The sequence below is a fragment of the Kitasatospora sp. CMC57 genome, assembly GCF_045866025.2.
Taxonomy (GTDB): domain Bacteria; phylum Actinomycetota; class Actinomycetes; order Streptomycetales; family Streptomycetaceae; genus Kitasatospora.
Map to the genome: position 1 here is coordinate 6,169,566 of NZ_AP035881.2, position 24,030 is coordinate 6,193,595.

At 72.2% G+C, this 24,030-nt stretch carries 24 protein-coding genes; 14 read left to right on the top strand and 10 right to left on the bottom strand.

The window, feature by feature from the left end; translation table 11 throughout:
• Window positions 1–8: 8 nt before the first annotated feature.
• The gene (locus ACKUU6_RS27720; protein ID WP_407991298.1) at window positions 9–188 is read left to right on the top strand and encodes a hypothetical protein; all 180 of its coding nucleotides are present in this window, start codon (window positions 9–11) and stop codon (window positions 186–188) included.
• Window positions 189–197: 9 nt separating this feature from the next.
• Here ACKUU6_RS27720 and ACKUU6_RS27725 read toward each other — a convergent pair whose 3' ends face one another.
• Complete coding sequence (locus ACKUU6_RS27725) at window positions 198–530, bottom strand: ArsR/SmtB family transcription factor (protein ID WP_407991299.1); 333 nt, start codon at window positions 528–530, stop codon at window positions 198–200.
• 94 nt (window positions 531–624) lie between these two features.
• Between ACKUU6_RS27725 and ACKUU6_RS27730 the strand changes: the two genes are divergently transcribed.
• Window positions 625–1,719, top strand: a complete 1,095-nt coding sequence (locus ACKUU6_RS27730; RefSeq protein WP_407991300.1) for an NADH:flavin oxidoreductase/NADH oxidase — start codon at window positions 625–627, stop codon at window positions 1,717–1,719.
• Here the strand turns inward: ACKUU6_RS27730 and ACKUU6_RS27735 are convergent.
• Together ACKUU6_RS27735 and ACKUU6_RS27740 are read right to left on the bottom strand one after the other, a co-directional pair.
• Window positions 1,695–2,036 (bottom strand): hypothetical protein, encoded by a 342-nt coding sequence (locus ACKUU6_RS27735; RefSeq protein WP_407991301.1) that lies wholly within the window; start codon window positions 2,034–2,036, stop codon window positions 1,695–1,697. The genes ACKUU6_RS27730 and ACKUU6_RS27735 overlap by 25 nt on opposite strands.
• A gap of 122 nt (window positions 2,037–2,158) precedes the next feature.
• Entirely contained in the window at window positions 2,159–2,857 is a 699-nt protein-coding gene (locus ACKUU6_RS27740; RefSeq protein WP_407991302.1) for a FadR/GntR family transcriptional regulator, read from the bottom strand.
• A 111-nt stretch (window positions 2,858–2,968) separates the two neighbouring features.
• Here ACKUU6_RS27740 and ACKUU6_RS27745 point away from each other — a divergent pair, with 111 nt between their 5' ends.
• The 3 genes from ACKUU6_RS27745 to ACKUU6_RS27755 are packed head-to-tail and all read left to right on the top strand — an operon-like array spanning window position 2,969 to window position 5,291.
• Window positions 2,969–3,523: a gluconokinase gene (locus ACKUU6_RS27745; RefSeq protein ID WP_407991303.1), complete on the top strand. Its 555-nt coding sequence runs from the start codon at window positions 2,969–2,971 to the stop codon at window positions 3,521–3,523.
• Window positions 3,520–4,887, top strand: a complete 1,368-nt coding sequence (locus ACKUU6_RS27750; protein ID WP_407991304.1) for a gluconate:H+ symporter — start codon at window positions 3,520–3,522, stop codon at window positions 4,885–4,887. Before ACKUU6_RS27745 ends, ACKUU6_RS27750 begins: the two co-directional genes overlap by 4 nt.
• A gap of 50 nt (window positions 4,888–4,937) precedes the next feature.
• Window positions 4,938–5,291 carry a hypothetical protein gene (locus ACKUU6_RS27755; protein ID WP_407991305.1) on the top strand — a complete coding sequence of 118 codons (354 nt, stop codon included), beginning with the start codon at window positions 4,938–4,940 and terminating at the stop codon, window positions 5,289–5,291.
• A 67-nt stretch (window positions 5,292–5,358) separates the two neighbouring features.
• Here the strand turns inward: ACKUU6_RS27755 and ACKUU6_RS27760 are convergent, their stop codons facing one another.
• Window positions 5,359–6,129 carry a hypothetical protein gene (locus ACKUU6_RS27760; protein WP_407991306.1) on the bottom strand — a complete coding sequence of 257 codons (771 nt, stop codon included), beginning with the start codon at window positions 6,127–6,129 and terminating at the stop codon, window positions 5,359–5,361.
• Window positions 6,130–6,275: 146 nt separating this feature from the next.
• Between ACKUU6_RS27760 and ACKUU6_RS27765 the strand changes: the two genes are divergently transcribed.
• Window positions 6,276–7,520: a hypothetical protein gene (locus ACKUU6_RS27765; protein ID WP_407991307.1), complete on the top strand. Its 1,245-nt coding sequence runs from the start codon at window positions 6,276–6,278 to the stop codon at window positions 7,518–7,520.
• A gap of 216 nt (window positions 7,521–7,736) precedes the next feature.
• Here ACKUU6_RS27765 and ACKUU6_RS27770 read toward each other — a convergent pair whose 3' ends face one another.
• The 5 genes from ACKUU6_RS27770 to mmuM form a co-directional block, all read right to left on the bottom strand.
• Window positions 7,737–9,332 carry a glycerol-3-phosphate dehydrogenase/oxidase gene (locus ACKUU6_RS27770; RefSeq protein ID WP_407991308.1) on the bottom strand — a complete coding sequence of 532 codons (1,596 nt, stop codon included), beginning with the start codon at window positions 9,330–9,332 and terminating at the stop codon, window positions 7,737–7,739.
• A 153-nt stretch (window positions 9,333–9,485) separates the two neighbouring features.
• Window positions 9,486–11,006, bottom strand: coding sequence for a glycerol kinase GlpK (gene glpK, locus ACKUU6_RS27775; protein WP_407991309.1), 1,521 nt, complete (start codon window positions 11,004–11,006; stop codon window positions 9,486–9,488).
• Between the two features lie 92 nt (window positions 11,007–11,098).
• On the bottom strand, window positions 11,099–11,818 hold the full coding sequence (locus ACKUU6_RS27780; protein WP_407991310.1) for an MIP/aquaporin family protein: 720 nt from the start codon (window positions 11,816–11,818) through the stop codon (window positions 11,099–11,101).
• Between the two features lie 303 nt (window positions 11,819–12,121).
• Window positions 12,122–12,886, bottom strand: coding sequence for an IclR family transcriptional regulator (locus ACKUU6_RS27785; RefSeq protein ID WP_407991311.1), 765 nt, complete (start codon window positions 12,884–12,886; stop codon window positions 12,122–12,124).
• A 102-nt stretch (window positions 12,887–12,988) separates the two neighbouring features.
• The gene (gene mmuM, locus ACKUU6_RS27790) at window positions 12,989–13,864 is read right to left on the bottom strand and encodes a homocysteine S-methyltransferase (RefSeq protein ID WP_407991312.1); all 876 of its coding nucleotides are present in this window, start codon (window positions 13,862–13,864) and stop codon (window positions 12,989–12,991) included.
• Window positions 13,865–13,977: 113 nt separating this feature from the next.
• Between mmuM and ACKUU6_RS27795 the strand changes: the two genes are divergently transcribed.
• Together ACKUU6_RS27795 and ACKUU6_RS27800 are read left to right on the top strand one after the other, a co-directional pair.
• Window positions 13,978–14,493, top strand: coding sequence for an NUDIX domain-containing protein (locus tag ACKUU6_RS27795; RefSeq protein ID WP_407991313.1), 516 nt, complete (start codon window positions 13,978–13,980; stop codon window positions 14,491–14,493).
• Window positions 14,494–14,714: 221 nt separating this feature from the next.
• Window positions 14,715–16,046: a tetratricopeptide repeat protein gene (locus ACKUU6_RS27800; protein WP_407991314.1), complete on the top strand. Its 1,332-nt coding sequence runs from the start codon at window positions 14,715–14,717 to the stop codon at window positions 16,044–16,046.
• A 122-nt stretch (window positions 16,047–16,168) separates the two neighbouring features.
• Here the strand turns inward: ACKUU6_RS27800 and ACKUU6_RS27805 are convergent, their stop codons facing one another.
• The gene (locus tag ACKUU6_RS27805; protein WP_407991315.1) at window positions 16,169–17,533 is read right to left on the bottom strand and encodes a hypothetical protein; all 1,365 of its coding nucleotides are present in this window, start codon (window positions 17,531–17,533) and stop codon (window positions 16,169–16,171) included.
• 407 nt (window positions 17,534–17,940) lie between these two features.
• Between ACKUU6_RS27805 and ACKUU6_RS27810 the strand changes: the two genes are divergently transcribed.
• From ACKUU6_RS27810 to ACKUU6_RS27835, 6 genes are read left to right on the top strand one after another with little or no spacing between them, the layout of a single operon-like run.
• Window positions 17,941–18,879 (top strand): acyltransferase domain-containing protein, encoded by a 939-nt coding sequence (locus ACKUU6_RS27810; protein WP_407991316.1) that lies wholly within the window; start codon window positions 17,941–17,943, stop codon window positions 18,877–18,879.
• Window positions 18,880–18,921: 42 nt separating this feature from the next.
• Window positions 18,922–20,793 (top strand): acyl-CoA dehydrogenase, encoded by a 1,872-nt coding sequence (locus ACKUU6_RS27815; protein WP_407991317.1) that lies wholly within the window; start codon window positions 18,922–18,924, stop codon window positions 20,791–20,793.
• The gene (locus ACKUU6_RS27820) at window positions 20,790–21,812 is read left to right on the top strand and encodes a 3-oxoacyl-ACP synthase III family protein (protein WP_407991318.1); all 1,023 of its coding nucleotides are present in this window, start codon (window positions 20,790–20,792) and stop codon (window positions 21,810–21,812) included. Before ACKUU6_RS27815 ends, ACKUU6_RS27820 begins: the two co-directional genes overlap by 4 nt.
• Window positions 21,809–22,681: an SDR family NAD(P)-dependent oxidoreductase gene (locus ACKUU6_RS27825; protein WP_407991319.1), complete on the top strand. Its 873-nt coding sequence runs from the start codon at window positions 21,809–21,811 to the stop codon at window positions 22,679–22,681. Before ACKUU6_RS27820 ends, ACKUU6_RS27825 begins: the two co-directional genes overlap by 4 nt.
• A 5-nt stretch (window positions 22,682–22,686) precedes the next feature.
• Window positions 22,687–23,805 carry a beta-ketoacyl-ACP synthase III gene (locus ACKUU6_RS27830; protein ID WP_407991320.1) on the top strand — a complete coding sequence of 373 codons (1,119 nt, stop codon included), beginning with the start codon at window positions 22,687–22,689 and terminating at the stop codon, window positions 23,803–23,805.
• Window positions 23,769–24,029, top strand: a complete 261-nt coding sequence (locus ACKUU6_RS27835; protein WP_407991321.1) for an acyl carrier protein — start codon at window positions 23,769–23,771, stop codon at window positions 24,027–24,029. The genes ACKUU6_RS27830 and ACKUU6_RS27835 overlap by 37 nt, the downstream gene beginning before the upstream one ends.
• Window position 24,030: the final 1 nt, after the last annotated feature.

The window sequence follows — 24,030 nt, forward strand, 5'->3', positions numbered from 1 at the left end:
CTTGACGTGTGTTCGAGGAAGAGCTCCGTGAGCAGCTGGATCAGGCCCGGCTCGCGCTGGCCGAGGCCCGCGAGGCGGGCGACGACGACGGGGTCGAGGCGTACCGGGGCCGGGTCACCGCGCTGATCAGGATCGCCGCGCACCACGGCATCGCCCTCCCGCACGCCCCGGAGGAGGAGGGCGACTGACGCCCCCGCTCAGACCTTCCGCCCGTCCTCCGCGAGGTGGGCGTTCAGGATGCCGTCGAGCAGGCCGGGGAAGAGCGTGTCGAGGTCCGCGGTCCGCAGATGGCTCATCCGGGAGGTGCCCCGGCGGCACTGACGGATCACGCCGGCCTCGCGGAGCACCTTGAAGTGGTGCGTGGTGGTCGACTTGGTCACCGGAAGGTCGAACGCCTGGCATGCCAACTCGCCCTGGTCGCGGGCGAGTTCGGCGGCGATTCGGAGTCGCACCGGGTCGGCGAGGGCGTGCAGCACCGCGGCGAGCCTGATCTCGGCCAGGGCGGGTTCGGGGAGCTGGGTGTCGGCCACGGGTCAATAGTACGAGAAACGTCGTAGTTTGACAGATGACGTACTACGAGAGCTATCGTACAAACATCCCTGCAGCCCCACCGAGGAGCCGACCGTGAGTGCCCTGTTCGAGCCCGTCACCCTTCGCTCGCTGACCGTGCCCAACCGGATCTGGCTGGCGCCGATGTGCATGTACTCCGCTGCGCCCGAGGGGCCGGAGACCGGGGTCGCGACCGACTTCCACCTCGCCCACCTGGGCGCCAGGGCGGCCGGCGGGGCCGGTCTGGTGATGACCGAGGCCACCGCGGTCAGCCCCGAGGGCCGGATCTCGCCGTGGGACCTCGGGCTGTGGAACGACCGTCAGCAGGAGGAGCTGGCCCGGATCGCCGCGCTGGTGAAGTCGCACGGCGCCGTCCCGGCGATCCAGCTCGCTCACGCCGGACGGAAGGCCGCCACCGACCGGCCGTGGCTGGGCGGGAAGCCGCTGTCGATCGAGGCGGGCGGCTGGCAGCCGGTCGGTGCCTCCCCGGTGCCGTTCAGCGCGGAGAGCCAGGTACCGGACGAGCTGACGGTCGAGGAGATCCAGGAGGTGGTCCGGGCGTTCGCCGAGGCGGCCCGCCGGGCGCTGGCGGCCGGCTTCGAGGCGGTGGAGGTCCACGGGGCGCACGGCTACCTGATCCACTCCTTCCTGTCCCCGCACTCCAACCACCGCACCGACGCGTACGGCGGCGACTTCGCCGGGCGCAGCCGGCTCGCGCTGGAGGTGGTCGCGGCCGTCCGTGAGGTGTGGCCCGCCGAGCTGCCGGTGCTGTACCGGACCTCGGCCACCGACTGGCTGGACGGTGTGCCGAGCTGGACGGTGGACGACACCGTCCTGCTCGCCAAGGAGCTGCACGCGGCCGGAGTGGACCTGCTGGACGCCTCCTCCGCGGGCATCGACCCGAACGCGAAGATCGCGGTCGGGCCCGGCTACCAGGTGCCGTTCGCGGCCCGGATCCGCTCCGAGGCCGGGCTGCCCACCGGGGCGGTCGGGCTGATCACCGAGCCGGCCCAGGCGGAGCGGATCGTGGCGAGCGGTCAGGCCGACGTGGTCTCGCTCGGCCGCGAGCTGCTGCGCGACGCGTACTGGCCGCACCGCGCGGCGGACGAGCTCGGCGCCGAGCCGCGCTGGCCGGTCCAGTACGGCTACACCCTGCGCAAGCGAGCCTGATCCACCGTCGCGGCGGCGCCGGACCCACGGGTCCGGCGCCGCTCACGGCTGCCCGCCATCGGTTCGGCCGAGTCGGGTCCGCGCTGCTGCTGGGCAGCGATCTGACGGGAAATCAGGATCTCCAGCAGGCCCCAGGCGGTGCCGAACACCCCGAGGGCAGTGGCCATCAGCGCCGGCGCGAGCAGCCAACTGCTCGCGTACGAGGCCAGCGTGGCCACGATCAGGCTGATCAGTGTGCAGGAGAGGAACATCCACGCGCGCACGGCGGCGGCCCGCACCTCGTCCGGCAGACGGCGGCGACGGCGTGCAGCGGGCATCGGCTACCCCCAGGGCGTGCGTGAGCGGAGCGTCCGTACCCAGCCTGCCCGCTCGGCGCTCACCCATTCAGGCGATCGGCCCTACCCGGCCGGGCCCAGGGGCGGGTGCGCGGACGGCGAGCTCAGTCGTCCAGCGTCGCGTCCAGCTCCGCCAGCGCGCCCTGCACGATGGTCCGCATCGCCCGCTCAGCCGCCTCCGCCTGTCCGGTGCAGATCGCGTCGGCCACCTCGCGGTGCAACTTCACCGCGTAAGGCTCCGGTTGATGGGGCATCAGCTGGTGCTCCGTGCGGCCGGTGAGCACCGCGCCGACCGTGTCGCCGAGGTGGGCGAACATCTCGTTCCCGGAGGCGCGCAGGACGGTCGCGTGGAAGGCGATGTCGTGCCGCAGGAAGGCGATCAGGTCGGCGGCGCGGGCAGTGACCGTCAGTTCGACGGCCAGGGCGCCGAGTTCGCGGCGCTGGTCGTCGGTGGCGTGCACGGCGGCGAGTGCGGCGGCGGCCGGTTCGACCGCGACCCGGAGCGAGCCGAGCGAGCGCAGCTGGGCCGGGCGGTCGGCGCCGGCCAGCCGCCAACGGATCACCAACGGGTCGAAGACGTCCCAGTCGGACTTCGGCTGGACGGTGATGCCGACCCGGCGGCGGGAGGTGACCATCCGCATCGACTCCAGGATCCGGATCGCCTCCCGGACCACCGTGCGGGAGACCCCGTACCTGGCCTCCAGTTCCTCGCCGCGGAGCACCGCGCCCGTCGGGATCTCGCCGGAGGCGATGGCCGGACCGAGGTCCGCAAGCAGTCGTCCTGGCAGGCCCTGGATCTCCATCGGATCATGATATCCGGGGGCACATGTATGACGATTAGGTTTCATCCTCTTGAATAAGTCATACCTTTGCGGCACTGTCGGTCGTGACCAGCCAGAACAGGAGCACCAGCCATGGGTCTCAGCGTCGAGAACCAGCCGCCCACCCTCGTGGTGATGGGCGTCTCGGGCGTCGGCAAGACCACCGTCGCCCGGCTACTGGCCGAGCGCCTCGGCCTGCCGTACGCGGAGGCCGACGACTTCCACCCGCCCGCCAACATCGCCAAGATGGCGGCCGGCATCCCGCTCGACGACGAGGACCGGCAGCCCTGGCTGCTCGCCCTGGCCGACTGGCTCGGCGGCCGGGTCGCCGCCGGGACGGGGGGAGTGGTGGCCTGCTCGGCGCTCAAACGCCGCTACCGGGACACCCTCCGCAGCCAGGCTCCCGCGACCCGCTTCCTGCACCTGACCGGCGATCAGGCCCTGATCCGGTCCCGGCTGGCCGAGCGCAGCGGACACTTCATGCCCGCATCGCTGCTCGACTCCCAGTACGCCGCCCTGGAACCGCTCCAAGCCGACGAGCCCGGCCTCGAACTGGACGTCGCCCAGGGTCCGTCCGACCTCGCCGACCACGCCGCCCGGCTGCTCATCCCCCACCACCCGCGCCCCGTCAACGGAGACTCCGCGTGACCACCCTGACCGCTGCCCTGCCCCACACCGACAGCGACGGTGTCCTGCTGCTCGCGGTACTGCTCAGCATCGGCGTCATCGTCCTGCTGATCACCCGCCTCAAGCTCCACCCCTTCCTCGCCCTGACCCTCGGCTCCGGAGTGCTGGCCGCCGTCGCGGGCGCGCCCTTCGACAAGCTGCTCGGCAGCTTCGCCACCGGGTTCGGATCGACCGTCAGCAGTGTCGGCCTGCTGATCGGCCTGGGCGCGATGCTCGGCAAGCTGCTCGCCGACTCCGGCGGAGCCGACATCGTCGCCGACACCGTGCTGCGCCGCTCCGGCAGGCGGATGCTGCCCTGGTCGATGGCGCTGATCGCCGCCGTGCTCGGGCTGCCGTTGTTCTTCGAGGTCGGGGTGGTGCTGCTGATCCCGATCGTCCTGCTGGTGGCCCGGCGCGGGAACGTCCCGGTGATACGCCTGGGCATACCGGCCCTGGCCGGACTCTCCGTGCTGCACGGCCTGGTGCCCCCGCACCCGGGCCCGCTGGTCGCCGTCGACGCGCTCAAGGCCGACCTCGGCGTCACGCTCGCGCTCGGTCTGCTGATCGCCGTCCCCACCCTGGTCGTGGCGGGCCCGCTCTTCGCCCGCTTCGCCGAACGCTGGGTCGGCCCGCTGGCCTTGCCGCCCGCTCCCGTCGCCACCGAGAAGCCGGAGCGCACCCCCTCCTTCGCCGCCGTCCTGACCACCATCCTGCTGCCGGTGGTCCTGATGCTCGGCAAGGCACTCGCCGACGTGGTCGTCGACGACCCCAAGGCCGGTCCGCAGCGGGTGATGGACTTCATCGGCTCCCCGCTGATCGCCCTGCTCGCAGCGACCCTGCTGGCGATGTTCACCCTCGGCCGCGCGGCCGGCTTCACCAAGGACCGGATCTCCACCACCATGGAGAAGTCCCTCGCCCCGATCGCCGGCATCGTCTTCATCGTCGGCGCGGGCGGAGGCTTCAAGCAGACCCTGATCGACGTCGGCGTCGGCAACGCGGTCAGCGAGTGGTCCGCCAAGTGGCACATCTCGGCGCTGCTCCTCGGCTGGCTGATCGCCGTCCTGATCCGCCTCGCCACCGGCTCGGCCACGGTCGCCACCATCACGGCGGCGGGCATCGTCGCCCCGCTGGCCTCCGGTCTCTCCACCTCGCACGCGGCCCTGCTGGTGCTCGCCATCGGCGCCGGTTCGCTGTTCTTCTCGCACGTCAACGACGCGGGCTTCTGGCTGGTCAAGGAGTACTTCGGCATGACGGTCGGCCAGACCCTCAAGTCCTGGTCGGTGATGGAGACCGTCATCTCGGTCACCGCGATCGCCCTGATCCTCCCGCTGAGCCTGATCGTCTAGGACTAGGCTCTCCGTGGTCACGGCCAGGACCGAACGAGCGGGGTACAACGATGGCGTACGCGAGCGGCGCAAGGGTGAGACTGACCCGGGATGTACAGGTCACCGGAGACGACACAGCGGCCAGGACGGGCCGTCCTGGTCCGCTGTTCCTGGCCGAGGGCCTGGCGGGCGTCGTCACGGGCTCGACCAAGGAAGCCGGCGGCGTGCCGCAGGACAATCTCGCGAGCTTTGAACAGGCCGCGCGGGGCGGCCAGTTCGACAGCTTCACGGCCGGCCTGATCGATGACCTCCACCAGCGGGTCATCCGGATGGGAGTATCCGACCCGGAGTCGGCGCTCGGGTCAGATACCGGGTGCGCTTCGAGAACGGGTTCGTTCTCAACGGTCTCGAAGGGGACTGGCTGACCGAAGGCTGAGCAGTTGTCACCTCGCCCCCGCCGATCCTGATCGGCGGGGGCGAGGTGACAACTGCTCAGCCCGGGTAGGTGATCGAGCCCAGCGGCGGACAGGGCATGAGCGTGGTCTCAGCGCCAGGGCGTTCGACGAAAGCCCGGGCGTCGGCGGCCTGCTGGCGCCGGGTATCCACGTCGTCGGCGTGCCAGGCATCGCGCCTGGCACGGTCGTGGTCCCACGAGTCGTCCATGAGACTGAGGCTGGTGTTGCCGGAGCTGCGCTGGAACTCCGCCTTCACGGCGGCCTGTTGGAGTGCGCTCTGGGTCGCGGCGAGATCGATGCGAGTGATCAGGACACCGAGGGTGTTCGGCTCCCGGGTCGGCATGGGGGCCTGCGGGAGCAGCGACACCCCGGTGTCGAGGCGGCCGATGTTGTCGACGGTCGCTTGCCGGGCCTCCCTTACCGCGATCTGTATTTCCTGCTGCAGCCAGAAGAACTCGTCGAGGTCGGCCTGGGTGACGCGCATCCGTTGGTACAGGGAGCGGAACCGGGGATCGTGGTGCAGCGGACGCATGGGGGCCGTGTGGAGCGCCACGCAGTCGTTGAACCCGGCCGCCACCGCAGCGTCGTAGTGGCGGATGGCCTGGTCCGCCTGTCCGTGCAGGCAGGCCACTTCGCCGAGGCTTGCGTGGCCTGCGGCGACGAGCCACGCGCCTTGGGGGCCGAGCGCCGTGGCGCGCACGATGACGTCGTGCAGACCAGCGGTGCCCACCGCGGCGGGGCCCTCAGTCATGATCGCCACCAGCAGTTCGTGAAGACGGGTGGCCAGTGAGTTGACGGTGTCGACCATGGAGACTCCTCAGAGCTCGGTGGTGATGAGCGAAGGAGGGTTGACGCCGAGTCAACTCCCGTGGAGATGAGGGGTGGACGGGGTGATCGGTTCCTGCGCGGCCGTCGGTGCCATCATGGCCGGACGGCCGAGCCAGGGGAGCTGAGATGTTCGGAACCTATTGGGACCCGCTACCGGCGGCGCGGTTCCTGATCGCCAAGGGGCCCGACCCGTTCGACGGCCGCTGGGCCGAACGGAACTGGCGCAACGTGCCCGGCCCGTTCTACGGCACCGAGACCGAGGCCGGATCGATCGGGCCGCGCGATGTCGCGGAGGTCACCTACTACGACGGGACCCCGGGCGGCGACTTCGTCAGTCGGCAGCCCGACGACGTCTGGCAGGTCCAGGCCCTGGTCGCCGATCTCCGGCTCGGCTACCGCGGCTTCGCGATGGACGGCGACCGGCACTGGACACCGGACGCGGTCCGGAGCTGGTGGAGCGAGCGCGGCCGGGTCCGGGAGTGGGCGCTGGAGACCGCCGAGGAGTGGAGCGGCGTCACCCGGCCCGAGGACCGCGATCGGTACCTCGACGCGGCCCACGGGCTGCGCGCCTACGTCGACCACATCGACGGCGGCCTGGAGGCGTACCTCCGGGGGTACCTGTTTTGGCTGACCGAACACCGCGTACCGGAGGTCTGCGAGCCGCTGCCCGTGCTGGGGCGGCCGTCGGGCGCCCGGCGGAGCGGGCCGAGGAAGGACGAGCTGCGGGTGGCCGGCTACCTGGTCGTCGAGCCCGGCCTGCCTGCGGTCCCCCAATCGCCCGAAGACCGGGCCGAGCTGCCCGAGGACGCCCGGCTGCCCGGCGTCGAGCGGCTGGTGTCGGCGGCGGACTGCCTGGTCGACCACCTCCCGGCCGACGGCTGCTGGTTCCCCTCCCGGGAGGCCGCGCTTGCCGCCTGCGCGTCAATCCGGGTCGCCCCCGACGCCCGGCTGCTCGCGATGCTGCTGCCGGACGACTGCGCGACCGAGCTGGCGGCCGAGATCCGGGCGAGCGCGTTCGCCGACCCGGACCTGCTCAAGAACCTGCACACCCCGCCCGTGCCGGTCGAGGGCGGCACCCGGCTCGGCTGGGAGGTGCTCGGCTACGAACTCGGCGGCCTGCACACCTGGCTCTGCAGCGACCTCCACCACCAGGCGGTCGCCGAACTGGACGTTCGGATCGGCCCGTTCGGTCTGCTGGCCGAACGCGCCGACGCCGAGCGGGTCGCCGACTGGGCCAACACCCGGGACGACACCGCGCCGGTGACCTGGTTCCCGGCGGCGCTGGTCGAGTGGGACGAGCCAGTGGTCGGCACCGCCGCGCCGGCCGCCAAGCCGTCCCGGGCGCCCAGGTGGCGGCGCGGCCGGAGCTGACGGGCGGTCAGTCGCCGGGAATCGTCCAGGCGCGACCGGGCGTCCCAGGACGTTCCGCCGTCGACGATCCCGGGAGCAACCGGCAGGTGGAGTGCGCTCGGCCCGGTCTTCGCGGCGGGGCCGCTGGTCCGGCCACGTCACCATCGTCGACCCGGACAGCTGAACGGCCCGGGCCCCCAACCGCAGCGGTGGGGACCCGGGCCGTTCAGGCCTTGCCTACTTGGTGCCTCGCTTCGCGAGGAAGGCCTCGACCTCGGCGCGGATCTCCGGGGTGTCCAGCCCACGCACCGTCATGGTGGTGCGGCGGCGCAGCACGTCGTCGGCGGTGTAGGCCCACTCGTTGTCGGCGGCGTAGGCGACCTGGGCCCAGACGTCCGGGCCGTCGGCGTGGATGGGCTCGCCGAGCTCGGGGTGCTCCGCGATCAGGTGGGCGATCTCGAAGGAGAGCGTGCCGTAGTGCGAGGCCAGGTGCTTGGCGACCAACGGCTCCATCCGCGAGCCCGGCTCGCGGTCCACCAGCAGGCGGTGGGCCACCGCGTTCGGCGCGCCGACGCCCGGCAGCGGGACGGTGGCCGGGATCGGCGACATGTCCTCGCGCAGGCCGGTGCCGGGCACGTGGGCGAGCTTCTCCAGCACCGTACGGCCGATGTGACGGTACGTCGTCCACTTGCCGCCGGCGACCGAGAGCATGCCGCCCCGGCCCTCGGTGACGACGGTCTCGCGCTTGGCGGAGGCGGTGTCGCCGGGGCCGCCGGGCAGCACCCGCAGGCCGGCGAAGGCGTACGTGATCAGGTCGCGGTCGAGGTGCTCGTCGCGGATCGCGTGGCCGGCCTCGCCCATGATCTGGTCGATGTCGGCCTCGGTGGCGCGGACGTCCTGCGGGTCGCCGGTGTACTCCTCGTCCGTGGTGCCGAGCAGGACGTGGTCCTCCCACGGGATGGCGAAGGACACGCGGTACTTGTCGATCGGGATGGTGAGCGCGGCGCGCCACGGCGTACGGCGCTTGACCACCACGTGCGCGCCCTTGGAGAGGCGGATGGACGGCGCGGCGCCCGCGTCCTCCATCTTGCGCAGGTGGTCGACCCAGGGGCCGGTGGCGTTCAGCACCAGGCGGGCGCTGATCCCGAACTCGGTGCCGTCCAGACGGTCCTTCAGCTCGGCGCCGGTCACCCGGGTGCCGGTGAAGCGGAGGCCCGTCACCTCGGCGTGGTTGAGCACCACGGCGCCCGCCTCCACGGCCGCGCGGACGGTCATCACGGCGACCCGGGAGTCGTTCATCTGGTGGTCGCCGTAGACCGCGACCGAACGCAGGCCCTCGGTGCGGAGTGCGGGCACCTGCTGGGCGGCGTGCGCTGCGGTGGAGACCCGGCCCATGCCGTCCCGGAAGGCGGAGAGCGCGGAGTAGAGGAAGACGCCCGCGCCGAGCTTGGCCGCACCGTGCGGGCCGCCCTTGTAGACCGGCACGAAGAAGGTCAGCGGGTTGACCAGGTGCGGGGCCACGTCGCTGGAGAGCACCCGGCGCTCCTTGTGGTTCTCCGCGACCAGCTTGACCGCGCCGGTCTGCAGGTAGCGGAGGCCGCCGTGGACCAGCTTGGAGGAGGCGCTGGAGGTGGCACCGGCGAAGTCGCCCGCGTCCACCATGGCGACCTTGAGACCCGACTGGGCGGCGGTCCAGGCGGTCGCGGTACCGAGGATGCCGCCGCCGATCACCAACAGGTCGTAGGTGGCCTTGCCGAGCAGCTCGCGGGTCTCGGCACGGGAGGCGGTGTGGCCGTTGGTGTAGCCGGCGCCCAGAGTCGGGATGGTAGCCATGGTGTGTGTGCGGCGCTCGGTGCGGGCGGCGCCGCATCTCCTCTCGATGGTGCGATGGTGCGGGTGCGGCCTCCGGGAGACCGGTGGTCTCCGAACGGCCGTCAAACGGCGTTGGCCGGTCGGGGCCGCTGCTGGCCCCGACCGGCGTGACGGTCAGCTCTCCTCGTCCTCCTCCACCCAACCCATGGTGCGCTCGACGGCCTTCAGCCACTTCTTGTACTCGCGCTCCCGGGTGGCGTCGTCCATCCGCGGCGTCCACTCGGCGGCGCGGTGCCAGTTGGCCCGCAGGGTGTCCAGGTCGGGCCAGAAACCCACCGCCAGGCCTGCTGCGTACGCGGCACCGAGCGCGGTGGTCTCGGCCACGTACGGGCGCTCGACCGGGGCGTTCAGCACGTCCGCGATGTTCTGCATGAGCAGGTTGTTGGAGGTCATACCGCCGTCGACCTTGAGGGCCGTCAGTTCGACGCCGGAGTCCTTCTGCATGGCGTCCACGACCTCGCGGGTCTGCCAGGCGGTGGCCTCCAGCACGGCGCGGGCCAGGTGGCCCTTGGTGACGTACCGGGTCAGACCGGCGATCACACCGCGGGCGTCGGAGCGCCAGTACGGGGCGAACAGGCCGGAGAAGGCCGGGACGAAGTAGGCGCCGCCGTTGTCCTCGACGGTGGAGGCCAGGGTCTCGATCTCGGCGGCGGTGGAGATGATGCCGAGCTGGTCGCGCAGCCACTGCACCAGCGAACCGGTGACCGCGATCGAGCCCTCCAGGGCGTAGACCGGCTTCTGGTCGCCGATCCGGTAGCCGACGGTGGTCAGCAGGCCGTGGTAGGAGTTGACGATCTGCTCGCCGGTGTTCAGCAGCAGGAAGGTGCCGGTGCCGTAGGTCGACTTGGCCTCGCCGGGGGAGAAGCAGGTCTGGCCGAACAGCGCGGCCTGCTGGTCACCGAGCGCGGCGGCGACCGGCACGCCCTCCAGGACGCCGACCGCGTGGCCGTAGACCTCGGCGGAGGAGCGGATCTCCGGCAGGACGGTCAGCGGCACGCCCATGGAGTCGGCGATCTTCTCGTCCCAGGCGAGGGTCGAGAGGTTCATCAACATGGTGCGGCTGGCGTTGGTCACGTCGGTGACGTGCTTGCCGCCGTTCACCCCGCCGGTGAGGTTCCAGATCACCCAGGTGTCCATGGTGCCGAACAGGATGTCGCCGGCCTCGGCGCGCTCGCGCAGGCCCTCGACGTTGTCCAGCAGCCAGCGGATCTTCGGGCCGGCGAAGTAGCTGGCCAGCGGGAGGCCGGTCTCGCGGCGGAAGCGGTCCTGGCCGACGTTGCGGCCCAGCTCCCGGCAGAGCGCCTCGGTCCTGGTGTCCTGCCAGACCAGTGCGTTGTACACCGGCTCACCGGTGTGCCGGTCCCACAGGACGGTTGTCTCGCGCTGGTTGGTGATGCCGATCGCGCGGATGTCGTCCCTGGTCAGGCCCGCCTTCTCCAGCGCGCCCGCGACCACGGACTGCACCCGGGTCCAGATCTCGGCGGCGTCGTGCTCGACGTAGCCGGGCTGCGGGAAGATCTGGCGGTGCTCCTGCTGGTCGACGGCGACGATCCGGCCGTCGGCACCGAAGATGATGCAGCGGGAGGAGGTGGTGCCCTGGTCGATCGCAGCGATGTAGTTGCCAGTGGAGGTCATGAGGATCCTCGGCTCGAATGGGAGTTCAGAGAGGGTTGGGCCTGACCCAGAGTCAGTCCCCGTGCGCGGGCGTCGGGCAAACCAACGAGGCGTCAGAACGCCAGGTGGTAGAAGCCCCCGGCCAGCAGACCGCCGACGAGCGGGCCGGCCACCGGGATCCAGGCGTACGACCAGTCGGAGCCGCCCTTGTTCGGGATCGGCAGCAGCGCGTGCATGATCCGGGGGCCGAGGTCACGGGCCGGGTTGATCGCGTAGCCGGTCGGGCCGCCGAGCGAGAGGCCGATGCCGACCACCGTGAAGGCGACCATCAGGATGCCCGTGCCGGAGAGGCCGAGGCCCGCGGTGAGGCCCTGGGTGAGGATGGCCAGGCAGAGCACGAAGGTGCCGATGATCTCGGTGAGCAGGTTCTGCACCGGGTTCCGGACCTCGGGGCCGGTGGCGAAGATGCCGAGGGTGGGCTCCTCGTTCGCCTGGAACTGGCCCAGGTAGGTGACCCAGACCAGGGCCGCGCCGATCAGCGCGCCGAGCAGCTGGGAGCCGAGGTAGAGCGGGACCTTGCCCCACTCGCCGCTGTTGGCGGCGATCGCCAGCGTGACGGCCGGGTTGAGGTGGGCGCCCGACTTCGGTGCCGACATGTAGGCGGCGATCATGACCGCGAAGCCCCAGCCGAAGGTGATGGCCAGCCAGCCGGCATTGACGGCCTTGGACTTCTTCAACGTGACGGCGGCACAGACGCCGCCACCGAGGAGTATCAGCGCGGCGGTGCCGAGGGTTTCGCCGACAAAGATGTCGCCATTGGAGAACGCGGACACTTAGGACTCCTTCGTCCGTGACCGGAGCAGGTGGGGGAGTGCGGCGCTTCCCGTCCCGGGGTCGCGCCGTGACGGTGGCGTTCCGTTTGCTCCGGACACCGTTCGACAATGTCGACCGTCATGCGGAAGCTTCCCTCTGTCGCCACCCCCGCGTCAAGGCCGAGTGACACACCTGTGATCCATCACTCACGGTGATGGTTCCGTCGCGGCAAAATCAGCGCCCGTATGGCGGAAAATCCGGACAAAACACCGCAGGCGCGGGTGGACCGAAGTCCACCCGCGCCTGCGGGATCTCACCAAGCGTCAGAATCGGCCGGCGCCCAGGTCCCTGGAGATCGCCCGGGCCGCACTGCGCACCGAGGCCACCAGCGAGGGCCGGACGAACCCGTCCTCGCAGACCCGTTCCACCGCACCGCTGATGCAGACCGCACCCACCGGGTTACGCCGCCGGTCCTGGATCAGCGCGCCGATCGAGGCCACGCCCTCCCAGGTCTCCTCGACCGCGTCGGCCCAGCCGCGCTCCCGGATCAGCCCGCACTCCTCGTCCACCGAGGCGAGGTCGGTCAGCGTCCGCGAGGTGTACGACTCCAACGGTTCCTCACCCAGCTCCCCGCGGGCCACCGGGTCGTACGCCAGCAGCACCTTGCCCAGCGCGGTGGAGTGCAGCGGCTGCATCGAGCCGACCTCCAGCACCTGGCGGGTGTCGTCCGGGCGGAACACGTGATGGACGATCAGCACGCCCCGGTGGTGCAGCACGCCGAGGTAGACCGTCTCGCCGCTGGCCCTGGCCAGGTCGTCCGCCCAGACCAGCGCCCTGGCCCGGAGCTCGTGCACGTCCAGGTAGCTCTGGCCGAGCCGGAGCAGTTCGGCACCGAGCTGGTACTTGCCGGTCTCCGGGTCCTGCTCGACGAAACCCTCCTGCTGGAGGGTGCGCAGGATGCCGTGCGCCGTCCCCTTGGCCAGGTCCAGCGAGGTGGCCACCTCCGACAGACCGAGTCGCCGCTCGCCGCCGGCCAGCAGCCGCAGGATCGCGGCAGCCCGGGACAGCGACTGGATCGGGCCGGGCATTGCGTACCTCCGCTGACAGGCGGTCGACATTGTCGACCGCAGTGGTATCGCACAGAGTCTGCCAGGCCGACGGGCGGACGTGCACCTTTCCGGCAGCAGCCGTCAGTTCCGCACGGCCGCCGCGAGCGCCGCGATCTGCCCCGGACCGACCCGGCAGCAGCCGCCCACCAGCCCGGCGCCGTCGGCCAGCCAGGCCGCGACGCGCTCCGGCCGGAAGGTCGGCTCGCCCCGCCAGGCCCGGTCCTGCCAGCTCTCCCCGCTGTTCGGGTACACCACCACCGGTTTCCCGCTCGCCCGCGCCGCGACCCGTACCGCGGCGTCCGCGTCCTCCGGAGAGCAGCAGTTCACGCCGACTGCCAGCACCCCGGGCGCGTCGGCCGCCAGCGCGAACGCCTCGGCGACCGGCTGCCCCGCCCTTGTCCGGTCACCCGCGATGCTGAACGACAGCCAGACGGGCACCTCGACCCCCTCCAGGGCGCGCAGCACCGCCGCCGCCTCGTCCGTGTCCGGGATCGTCTCCACCGCCAGCACGTCAGGACCGGCCGCCACCAGCGCCTCGATCCGCAGCCGGTGGAAGTCCACCAGCTGACCCTGCGTCAGCCCGTACCGGCCCCGGTACTCCGAACCGTCCGCCAGTACCGCCCCGTACGGCCCCACCGAGGCCGCCACCCAGCCCGGCCCCGCTGCCCGCGCCAGTTCCACACTGCGCGCCAGCAGGGCGGCCGCCTGCTCCCGGCCGACACCCCGGCGGGCGAAACCCTCGAAGCTCGCCTGGTAGCTGGAGGTGATGGCCACCTGCGCACCCGCTGCGAAGTACGCCCGGTGCGCCGCCGTGATCGCCGACGGATCGTCCGCCAACAGCCGGGCCGACCAGAGCTCGTCCGAGAGATCCTGCCCCGCGTCCACCAGCTGGTTCGACAACCCACCGTCCAGCACCAGCGGCCCCGCCGCGAGCGCCTCGGCGAACGAACCGACCATGATGTCCTCCTCGACTCTCCCGCACTCTAGAACGCCCCAGCTCAGCGCCCTGTGCCGGGTCCGATGTGCGAGACTCCGACCCGGCGTCGAACCGGGGGCACTACGATCCCGCCATGACCGGCCCTCACTCGCACTGCCACTTCTGCGGTACGCCGTACGCGGCTGCCGGCACCCTCTGGCCGCGCACCTGCCCCGGCTGCGGCGAAATCAGCTACCGCAACCCCCTGCCCGTCGCGGTGGCGCTGCTCCCCGTCGAACCGCCGGACGGCACCCGCAGCCTGCTGGTCATCCGCCGCACCATCGAACCCGGCCACGGCGAACTCGCCCTCCCCGGCGGCTACGTCGACTTCGGCGAGACGTGGCAGCAGGGCGCCAGCCGCGAACTCCGCGAGGAGGCCGGCATCGACGCCGACCCTGCGAGCGCCCGCCTGGTCGAGACCGGGAGCGACCCGCGTGGTGCGTTCCTGATGCTCTTCGCGCTCTTCCCGCCCCATGCGCTGGCCGAGCTGCCGCCCTCCGTCCCGACCGACGAGACCGACGGCTGGTACCTGATCAACACACCCACCCCGCTCGCCTTCCCGCTGCACACCCAGGTCGCCGACACCTGGTTCAAGGGCACCTTCGACTGAGCGCCGCCCGGTCGGAGTGCGGTCGGGCCGAGCGCCGCCCGGTCGGTTCGACACCGTCCGAGGGGCCCGCGCCGATCGGGCGCGCCGTGCCCGTGAGACCGCAAGCCCCCTCGGCCGGGGTATGCCGGGGAGGCCGGATGGGAACCAGTCGCTGAGCGTCCGTGGTAAGGCCAGAGCAGAGCGGATCCGAACGGACGCACCGGCCGGCGATCGGAGCGCGGATGACGGCGACGCGAAAGCAGAACACCCTGCTGCGATCCCTGCTGGACGAGGCCGGGTGGAGCGGCGAGTCCCTCGCGTCCGCCGTCAACGCGCTGGGACGGGAGAGCGGGCTGGCGCTGAGTTACCGGCGCCCTTCGGTGGCCCAGTGGCTGGCGGGATCCGTGCCGAGGCCGCCGGTGCCGGGGCTGGTCGCGGAGGCGTTCAGCCGCCGGCTCGGCCGGGTGGTGACCGTTGCCCAGGCCGGGCTGGGGCCTTCGTCATCCGGCCCGGCCGACGACGGCAACCGGTTGGCGGTGCTGCTCGCGGAAGCGACGAGCCGTCCTCCCTACCTGCTCAGCGGCCTGCGCACGGTGCCGACGGTCCTGACCGGACGGCTGACGACCGTGGGCACCGTCGGACCCGGCGCGGCCCGTCTCACCGTGGCCCACCACCAGGCGGTCGACGACATGACGGCACTGCTGTCCTCGGCCGACCAGCAGTTGGGAGCCGGGGCCGTTCGCAGGACGCTGTGTTCGTACTTCCAACAGACAGTGGTCCCGTGGTTGAGCCTGCCCGGGGCGCCGGCCAGTCGGCGCGCCCTGTTCCGGTCCGCAGCCGGCCTCGCCTACCTGGGCGGTTTCGTCCACTTCGACGACCGTCTCCAGGGCAGTGCCCAACACTGGTACCGCCTGAGTGCCGCCCTCGCCGACGAGGCGGCGGACCAGCGGACGTTGGCCGTCGCGTTGCGGGCGCTGAGCGTCCAGGCGCGCTCCCTCGGCCACTACGGCGCGGCCCTGCGGCTCGCCGAGAGCGCGGTCGCCTTGGGGACCGGACTCGGAGCGGTCGAGTCCGCGTTCCTGGAGGGGCAACGGGCCGTCGCCCTGGCGGCCCGTGGTGACCGCACGGCGTGCCTGGCGTCGCTGACCCGGACCGAGCTGTACCTGTCGCGAGCCGAGGATGGTTCGACCACGGCGACGGGCGTCTACAACGAGGCTTCCCTGGCATACCAGCGCGCCGCAGTGTGCCGGCACCTCGGAGACGCCCGGGGCGCGGTGACCGCGATGGCGTCGGCCGTGCGGCTCCGGCCGGCCCACGAACGGCGCTCACATGCTCTGACGCTGGCACGACTGGCCGAACTCCACTACGCCGAGGGTGAGTTGGAGGCCGCCTGCGCCACCTGGCAGCAGTTCCTGCGCAGCGGCGCGACGGTCAGCTCGGCCCGGCTGGCGCACGCCGGCGCGACCATGCGGGCGGCTCTCGTCCCGCACCAGCGCCACACCGACGCCCGTGACCTTCTCATCGCCCTCCGGCGAGGCGCGGCCGGGTCGCCGCCGCAAGGCTGGTCCCGGTGACCGCTCGCGCGGGCGGTGGCGCGCCCGTCCTCCCGGGGAGTCAGAGTCCACGCCCGGGGAGCTGCGGATCAGGCGGGCTCCCTGACGCCCCGGCAGCCGGGGGCGGTGTGGGCTCCAGGCGGTCACACCGCCCCCGAGCCGGGCGGTGCCGCCCGACCTGCCCCCGTCTCGGGGGCGGTCGGCGGCAGTGGGATCCGAACGGATTCCCGGCGCCTCGGTGCGGCGCCGGACCGGGGCACAGGGGGGCGCTCCGTGCGCGGCAGCGGGAGCCGGCCGGCCCGGGCCAGGACCCGGCGTGCGGCCGGCACCCGCTGGTGCGCGCGCAGGGTGGTGCGCAGCTCGCGCAGCGCGGCGTCCCCGCGGGCCGAGGTGACGCTCGGATAGTCGTCGAGAAACCTGTCCCAGGTGGAGCAGGCGAGTTCCAGGTGGCCCTGGCACAGTTGGAGGCCCGCGAGGCGGGCCGTGGTGAGCATCCGCGCTCTGCCCTCCTCCGGAGGTCGGTGGCGCAGGGAGTGGGCGAGTGCCGCGCAGGCTCCCGGAATGTCGCCGGTGGCGGCGAGCACCTCGGCCTGCTGGTGCGCGAAGGCAGCCTCGTGATAGCCGCCGAGCAGCACGTGGCTGTCAGGGGGAGTCCGGTCCAGCAGGCGTTGCGACCGGTCGAGGCACGCCAGGGCCCGCCGCCGTTCGCCGGTACACGCCAAGGCCAGCGCCTCCTGCCCGGTGACGAAGGCCGCAGATTCGGTCGGCAGGGTGCTGCGGTCCCTGGCCGCGCCCTGCGCGAGCTGCAACGCCAGTCCGGAATTCCCAAGGAAGACGGCCTGGACGCTCATCTGGCGGAGAGCCATCGCATGGCGGAGCCGGTCGTTCGCCGCGGCGGAGAGCTGTGCGGCGATCCGGAAGTAGGACTGCGCCGCGCCCTGGAGATTCTCGTCGAAGGACACGAAGCCGGCCAGATAGGCGAGATCCGCGGCAGCCTGGTGGAAGCGCCGGCTGATCGACGGCGCGGCCGCGCAGTTCAGTTGGGCGGCGATCTCGACGGACAGGTACGCGGTCAGCGCTGGGCGGATGCGTGCCCCTCCGAACGCCTTGTCGGCATCGGCGAAGACCGTCACCAGCAGCTCGGCGGCACGGACGTGGGCGGCGCCGATCCGCCTGGGGGCGCCGTCTCGACCGGGGGGTGGTGCGGGCTCGGGCAGATCCAGGTCGAGCGAGTACGGCAGCAGGCGCAGCATGCGGCGGGCGCTCGGGGTGTTCTCCGCGAGCTCGCGCAGCCGCTCGTGCGGAGACGCGGAGGGGGAGGCGGTGCTGCTGGGCTCGGTGGCGAAGCCCGCCTGCTCGGGCCCGACGGTCCGGCCCAGGGCCTGGGACAGCACCTGGCAGACGAGGGCGCAGACGTGCTCGCGCGGCCGGGTGCCGGCCAGCCAGTGCGCGACCGCGGTGCGGTCGTAGTTGACGGCCATCGCTCGTCGGGCGCCTTCGTGGTTCACGGCCTGGGCCAGTCTCTGACCGGTCCAGCCGGTTTCGTCGAGCAGGGAACGGAGTCTCAGATTGGGATTTCGTCGGGAACCCATGGCAACCCCCAGGACGCAGGAAATGGCCCACGAAGTATCAGATCCTCGACCACTCACGGTTCTGCGATACGCAAGACGTCCGTGGGTTCCGGGCCGTAGGTACGGAGAGCGTAACGGCCACTGTGGACGCTGACCGGCCGCCGTGGCAAGTGTGCCCGGCAACCCTGTTCCGGCGAACGGAGTTGCTTGGTTTCAGCACGCGGAGAAATTCAACAAGGTCGGGCCCGCAGGCCATGGAAGTAGGCCGCCCGGGACGTGCATTCTCGGATTGCCCGTTCCGTCGGCCGGCCCGAACGGTGAGGAGCCTACGACAAGGAATTGGTATGCCGATCGTTCATCTCTTCCCCGGCCAGGGGGACTTCACGATCGCCTCCCTGGTGCGGGAGACCCGCCCGGGCGGGAGACTGCGAGGGGTGGCGCGGCAGGTCTACGAGCAGGTCGACGACGTCACCGCCGAACACCGGCTGCCGGCACTCGCCCCGTGGCTGCTCGGCCCGCATCCCCCCGGCGGCCGGGAGCTGGCCGAGGCTCCGGTCGGGACCTCCCAACTCGCCCTGTTCGGAGCATCTATGACGATCCATCGGGCGCTCTGCGCATCCCGGGGCGAACCGGCCAGCCTGCTGGGTGTGAGTTTCGGGGAGATCGCGGCGCTCACGGCGGCCGGCGCCTTCGCCGTCGACGACGGTGCCAGGATCGCGTACGACCTCGCCCAGGTGCTCGCGACCTGCCCCGGCGGGCTGACGCTGCTGCGGTGCCCGGAGGAGACGGCCCAGACCCTCATCGACCTGCTGGAGCTGACCGGGGAGGCTGTGGTCGCCTGCGTCAACGATGACCGGGAGACGATCGTGAGCGGTCCGACGGCTGCCCTGGAGGCCGTCGAACTGGCTGCTCGAGGCGAGGACTTGGCAGCCGTGCGGCTACGACTGCCGTTCTCCTCCCATCATCCCGGTCTGCACGACCAGGCGAAGGTCTTCGAGCAGGCCGTACGGGCCTATCCGGTCGCCCCGCTCGGTCCGGTGGTCTACTCCGCGGTCGCCGGGCGGGCCTACACCTCCACCGAGGACCTGCCCCGTCGACTGGCCGACTGTCTGGTCCGTCCGTCCAAGCTGCCCCAGGTCCTGCGCCTCGCGGTCCGGTCCCGGCCCGCAGCGCTCTTCGAGGCCGGGCCCGGCAGCGCGCTGGCGGGCAGCGCCCGGCGGGTGCTCGCCGGACCGGACACGACCGTCCACGCGCCCCTGGGCGACGCGGGCTTCCGCTGGTGATCCCGCGCCGTGACGGCGCCCCAACCCCTCTGGAGATCCGCCATGTCCTCTGGCCCCCCGCCGCAGGGAGAGCCGCGCACCCACCTCGACGAACTCGTCCACGGGCCGGTGTCCGCATCGTTCCTCCGCACTCTCCGGGCTTCCCTCTCCGACGGGCCGGGGCCGGCCGGCCCCGACCTGACCGACCGCGAGCCCCGGCTCCGGCGCCGACTGCGCCGACTTGCCGACTCCCTGCCACCGGGGCGGGAGTTGCTGGACCGGCCGGAGCAGTTGGGCGCGCTGTTCGGCTGGGTCGCCGCCGCCGACCCGCCGTTGACCATGGTGCTCATCAACCACTACCTGCTGGCCCTGAACTCGATGGACCAGCTCGCCCCCGACCACGACCTGCTCAAGAGCCACTTCGAAGCACTGGAGCGGGGTCGCGCGAAGGGCGTGTTCATGATCACCGAGGTCGGCCGCGCCAACAGCCATCTGGCGACGCGCACCACCGCCGAATTCGACCCGGTGAGCCGGGGGTTCACTCTCAACAGCCCTGATCCGACGGCGGCGAAGTTCACCGCGGGCACTCGGAACGGCGGGCCGCTGATCGGCGCAGCGCTCGCCCGGCTGGTGGTCGCCGGCGCCGACTGCGGGGTCTTCTCCTTCGTCGTGGATCTCGTGGACAAGGACGGCCTGCGGCCGGGAGTGGAGATGTCGGACACCATCGAACTCAGCGCTCTTCCACTGGACTACGCGCAGTTCCGGTTCCACGACCTCCGCCTCCCCTACGGACACTGGCTGCGCGACAGCGCCGAGATCGACGCGGACGGTGCCTTCCACGACCGGCTCGGCTCACCTGATCTGCGCCTGCAACGCACGCTCTGCGTCGGACAGGTGCTGTGGGCGGTGCTGCCGTCCGCGCTGGCGGCGATGTCCCGGCAGTCTGCCGTTCTGGCACTGCGCTACGCGCGTCGGCGCCGCACCCAGGGGAGGTTGGCGCCCGGCACCGCGCTGCTCGACTATCGCACCCAGCAGCACGGCGTCCTGGGCGCCCTGGCCGAGGCGTTCGCCCTGACCTGCGCCGCATCCCGGTCCCTGACCGTGCTGGCCGAGTCGCGGCTCGCAGCCGGCGGCGGCCCGGACCCGGAGACCGACGGGCCGATGACCTTCGCACCCTGGTCGGCCATCAGCAGGCCGCTCTCCGCGTACAAGGCTCACACGGTCCGCGCGGCGGCCCGGATCACGGGCGACTGCCAGCGGTTCTGCGGGTTCTCCGGGCACCTGGACGTCAACCGGTTGGCCGCGTACCACGGGTTCTCCCGTGCCTTCGACGCGGCGGGCGGCGACAGTCAACTGATCTTCTTCGACCTCGGTCGCGCTCGTGCGGACGACGCTCGCCGGCCCGGCGAGCCGGAGGCCCAGCATCCGGTCCCGGGCAGCCCGGGCTGGTGGCCCTACGTCCTCCGCGCCCACGAACAACGGCTCACCGACCGACTGCGTCGCCTGCGCGACCGGAACGCGGCGGGCGCGGACGAGTTCGCGGTCTGGAATCCGCTGCTCTCCGACGCCGGTGAGCTGGGTGAGACGTACGCCGCGCGGCTGGTCGCCGAGGACGTGGCGCGCGTCGTGACCGACCTGGGGCTCCAGGAGCCGGAGTCGTCAGCCGCCGTGGACGCGCTGGCGGGTCTCTACGGCGCGGTGACCGCGCGACGGCTGGCCGGCCCCCTGCTGACAGCCGGGACCCTCCGGCCGGAGGAGGTCCGAGAGCTGCCCGCGATCGTGGACCGGCTCTGCGACCGGCTGTTGCCGCACCTGGACCTGCTGGAACGGGCGTTCGGGTATCCGCAGGCGGTCGTCGGTGCCCCGCTCGGCGACCCCGACTTCAACAGCGCGCTGGCCGACTCGCTCGGCTGGCACCAGGGAGGGCCCTCATGATCACGGACGCCGTACCGCCCAGGATCGGAATCTGGGGCACCGGCAGCTACCTGCCGAAACGGATCCGCACCAACGAGCAGGTGGCCGAGGCGATCGGCGTCACGCCCGAGTGGATCCACGAGCGCACCGGTGTCCGCTCCCGCCACGTGGCGGCCGCCGAGGAGGCCGCCTCGGACCTGGCCGCGGCCGCCGTCCGGTCCGCCGCGCACGCCGCCGGTGTCGACCTGAACGAGCTCGGCCTGATCGTGTGCGCCACCTCCACCCCCGACGAGCTCGGCCCGTCCACCGCCTGCCGCGTCCAGGGGCTGCTGAAGGCGGACCGGGCGGTGGCCCTCGACGTCAGCGCGGCCTGCTCCGGCTGGCTGTTCGCCGCCAAGGTCGCGCACGACTGGCTCCGCGAGGACCCCACGAAGGGCTACGCCGCCGTCGTGGGCGTCGAGGCGTACTCGAAGTTCCTCAACCCGGCCGACCGGGGCACGGCGGTGCTCTTCGCGGACGGCGCGGCCGCCGCGATCCTGGGCCCGGTCCCCAGGCCGTACGGCTTCACCGACTTCGCGTTCGGCTCGGACGGCTCCCTCGCCGACCTCGTGCTCATACCGGCCGGCGGCAGCCGCCGACCGGCCAGCCGGGCCACCCTCCACGACCAGGCGCACACGATCCGGATGGACGGACGAGCCGTCAGCCGGTTCATCAAGGACGTCTTCCCCCGCCTCGTCCACGAGAGCCTCGAACGCAACGGGCTCAAACTGCGGGACATCGACCGCATCGTCACCCACCAGCCGAATCCGGTCCTGCTGCGCGCCCTCGCTCAGGAGATCGGCATCCGCGACGAGCAGATGGTCGTCGTGGGTGACGAGGTGGGCAACATCGGCGCCGCCAGTTCCGCGTACGCCCTCGCCGCCGCCAGTGGCTCGCTCCGCCCCGGCGACACCGTCCTCCTCACCGTGTTCGGCGCCGGCATGACGTGGGGCAGCGCCCTGCTGACCTGGAGCCGCCCCGAAGAAAGGCCGACCTCATGAGCACCTCCACCACCATGAGCACCTCCCCCAACGCCCTGGACGCCTTCCGCCTCGACGGCGCGCGCGCACTGGTCACCGGCGCGTCCCGGGGGATCGGCAGGGCCACCGCGCAGGCTCTCGCCGACGCGGGCTGCGACGTCGCGGTGGCGGCGCGCACCGCCGCAGCGCTGGACGGCGTGGTGCAGGCCGTGCACGACCGGGGACGCAAGGCCCACACCCTGGTCGGCGACTTCGCCGATCCGGGTGCGGCCGCAGCGATCGTCCACGAGGCGGCGGCCGCCCTCGGCGGCCTCGACGTCGTCGTCCACAACGCTGGCACCCTGCCGCTGACGGAGGATCTGACACCGGTGCTGACACCGTTCCAGAGCTCCGGTCAGCACCAGTGGGACGGTGTCATCTCCGTCAACCTCGACGCCACCGCCGCGCTGTGCCGGGCCGTACACCCCTACCTGGCCGACTCCTCCCGGGCCAGCCTGCTGCTGATGTCATCTGTGGCAGGTCTGATCGGTACGCCCATGATGGAGGCGTACGCGGTGACCAAGGCGGCCCAGGTGTCCCTCGCCCGGAGTCTCGGCGTCGGCTGGGCCCGGCAGGGCATCCGCGTCAACGCCCTCTGCCCCGGGTGGACCAGGACCGACATGACGGAGTTCGCCGCCGCTGCCGCACCGCTGTCCGACTGGCTGATCAGCCACGTTCCGCTGGGGCGCTGGGCCGAAGCCGACGAGGTGGCCCGCGTCGCGCTCTTCCTGGCGTCCCCCGCGGCCTCGTTCATCACCGGCCAGGCCATCGTCGTGGACGGCGGGCTGACCGTCCCCGACGGCGGCCTGGCGGGCATTCCCAAGCCTGCATCCCCATTTGCGGGGGCGTGACCGGCATGCGCTTCGAGGAGACGACCGCCGTCATCACCGGGATAGGCGCCGGCCTGCCCGAACAGGTCCTCGACAACGCCGCCGTCATCGAGGCCGGCCGGCTCCGGACGACCGACGAGTGGATTCGTACACGCACCGGCATCGCCCACCGGCGGCGGGTCGCCCCGGGCATCAGTACCGGAGACCTGGCCGTCGCGGCCGGCCGGGGGGCCATCTCCTCCGACGGCGGGTCAGCCCCGGACCTGCTGGTCCTGGCCACCAGCACCCCTGACCAGCCCTGTCCGGCCACCGCACCGTACGTTGCCCACCGGCTCGGCCTGGGCACCGTGCCGGCCTTCGACGTCGGTGCCGTCTGCTCCGGCTTCCTCTACGCCCTCACCACCGCCACCGCCCTGCTGCACAGCGGCCTGTGCCGTGCGCCGCTGGTGGTGGGAGCCGACACGTACTCCACGATCGTGGACCCGACCGACCGTGACACCGCCGCCCTCTTCGGCGACGGCGCCGGTGCCGTCCTGCTGCGCCCGGGCCGGATCGACGCGCCGGGTGCGGTCGTGGCCGCCGCTCTCGGCGCCGACGGGAGCGGCCACCAGCTCATCGCCGTCCCCGGCGGGGGCTCCCGGCAACCGATGCACCTACCCCAGCTCGACCCGAAGGGGACCACCTTCCAGATGCAGGGCCGCGAGGTCTACGCGCATGCCGTCCGACGCATGGTGGCGTCCGCGCGCGAGGCGCTCGACCGTGCGGGCTGGCCTGCGGAGACCGTCGAGGCGTTCATCGGCCACCAAGCCAACCAGCGCATCCTCGACGCCGTCGCCGGACGCCTGGGAATCGACCCGGAGCACCGGTTCGGAAACATCCGCGACGTCGGGAACACAGCGGCGGCCTCCATCCCGCTGGTGATGGCCGATCCCGTCACCCACGGCGCCCTCACCTCCGGCCGACGGACCCTGCTGACCGCCTTCGGCGGTGGCCTGACCTGGGCCTCCGTGGCATTGAACTGGCCCGCCGCCGTCCCCCGGACCCGCTCGCCGAGCCCGGAGCTCGACCTCACCCCACTGAGCAGTACCGACCTCCTGAGGAGCCACGCATGGACGCCGTCAGCCAGCACCTCGCCACCCTCCTGACCGAGAAGTTCGAGGTGCCCGCCGAGCACATCGACCCGCAGGCCACCCTGGCGGACCTGGAGCTGGACTCCCTGGCCGTCGTCGAGCTCCACTTGACGCTCCAGGAACACTGGAACGTCCCGCTGGACGAGAACGAGGCGGATGCGGACCAGACCGTCGACGGGATCGCCCGCCGGATCACCGAGCTGCTCGCGGCCGCTGCGACCGAATCCGAGCGCACCTAGT